Raw genomic sequence first — 1,811 nt, 5'->3', positions numbered from 1 at the left:
GAAGCAACATCCGGTGATGGTGGAAATATTTTTGGTAATTGTGGGGGTGTGTTGTCTTGTGCATACAGAAAAGCCTGTACAATCAAGAAAAATAAACAGATATTGTTTTTCATAATGAATCGAGTGTTATGGACCCTAAGGTCGGAATGAAATAACGTGTTTTTTTATGAGTTTTAATTTCGCGAAGGCGTAATTCCTTTAATGATTTTCACGGAATTGTGCTGTACATTAGTACGGATTTCTACGAGGTAGATTCCTTCAGGATAAGCACTTAAGTCAACGGGTACAGTTCGGCTGTCAATCGCAAAATGTTGCAGTTGTCTTCCTGATAAATCAAATACAGTAGCCGTACCTTTTTCAAATTCATACCCTACCAATACATTGGTGTATTGCAAGGCTGGATTTGGAATGGCTTCAATGGCTGCTTTTACAACATCTGGTTTTGAAGTGTCTTTGAGTTTGACCACCCAAAAGTCTTTTCCTCCTTGATTGCTGTTTTTATTGCGGGATGCTTTTCCTTGTGAGGTTCCTGCTAATAAATAACCACCATCACGGGTTTCAACCAATTTGTTTAAAACATCTTCACCATCACTACCGATGGTTTTAGTCCAGATTTCCTCTCCCTTTTCATTGATCTTTAAGGCGATATAATCATTGATGTCTCGTTTGTCTTTTCGGTCAGTGCCGATTACTTCACTTTGTGCATAACCACCAATCAATAGCGTATGGTCGTCATTTTCTACAATCGAAGTTAATAAATCTACTTTTCCATAATTGTAGGTTTCCTGCCAGAGCACGGTTCCTTCTTCATCCATTTTCACAACCCAGAAATCGGTTCCGTTACTGTTGGATTTAGTTTTTGTTTGCGAAGCACGGGAATTAGAACTTCCCCCTAAAATATAACCACCATCATAGGTTTGAACCAATGTAGAGAGATTATCATCACCTTCACCACCCAATGTTTTTTGCCATTCGATTCCTCCCGTTTTATCAACTTTAATAATCCAGTAATCTCCAATTCCGATGGCTTCGGAGTTTTTCTCACCCGACATCGGAGAGTTGGAATACCCCGCTAAAATATAGCCACCATCTTTGGTTTGTTCTACAGTTTTGAGTTGATCAATATAACGACCTCCGTAGGTTTTCTGCCATTCTGTTTTTCCACTCGCATTGAGTTTGATAATCCAGTAATCCAGATTTCCACGGCTGTCTTCGGTTTTATCCCCAGAGCTATTAGAACCCGATGATGCTCCTATAATATAACCACCATCACGGGTTTTATTGATACAGGCCAATTGTTCCTGACCATTACCACCTAAAGTACGTTGCCAAATTTCATTGCCTTTGGCATCCAATTTTAAAATCCATAAATCTTCCTGACCACGAGAATCTTCTAATTTATTGATGCTCTTCGGCGAATTAGAAGTACCTGCTACAATAAAGCCACCATCGTTGGTAGTACGTAAACTTTGTAAAAAGTCCAATCCTGTTCCTCCAAAGCTTTTTTGCCAGTCTAAAGCACCATATTCATCCATTTTCCAAATCCAGTAATCGAAATCACCATTACTAGCTACTTTTTTATTTCCGTTTTTATCGGAAAGAGAACTCCCTGCGAGAATGAAGCCATAATCGGCAGTAGGTTGTACGTCAAAAAGATATTCGGCATGTAGTCCACCATAGGATTTCTCCCAAAGAACATCTTGTGCAGAAACAGTTAGCGATCCTAGCTGCAAAAGGATTACAGTAAGTAATTTTTTAGTCATAAATTTTAAAATGATAAGATGAAAAATAAAATTGTTAATCTGTAGGGG

Annotated in this window: 1 protein-coding gene; it reads right to left on the bottom strand. The window is 38.7% G+C overall.

Annotation, left to right across the window (positions count from 1 at the left end; all coding sequences use genetic code 11):
* Window positions 1-173: 173 nt before the first annotated feature.
* The gene (locus P6733_RS17830) at window positions 174-1,763 is read right to left on the bottom strand and encodes a T9SS type A sorting domain-containing protein (RefSeq protein WP_306354309.1); all 1,590 of its coding nucleotides are present in this window, start codon (window positions 1,761-1,763) and stop codon (window positions 174-176) included.
* Between the last annotated feature and the right edge of the window lie 48 nt (window positions 1,764-1,811).

It is taken from the genome of Flavobacterium aerium (assembly GCF_030766725.1).
Lineage (GTDB): Bacteria > Bacteroidota > Bacteroidia > Flavobacteriales > Flavobacteriaceae > Flavobacterium > Flavobacterium aerium.
The sequence above is the reverse complement of the archived record's forward strand: the minus strand, read 5'-3'. Positions and strand labels throughout refer to the sequence as shown.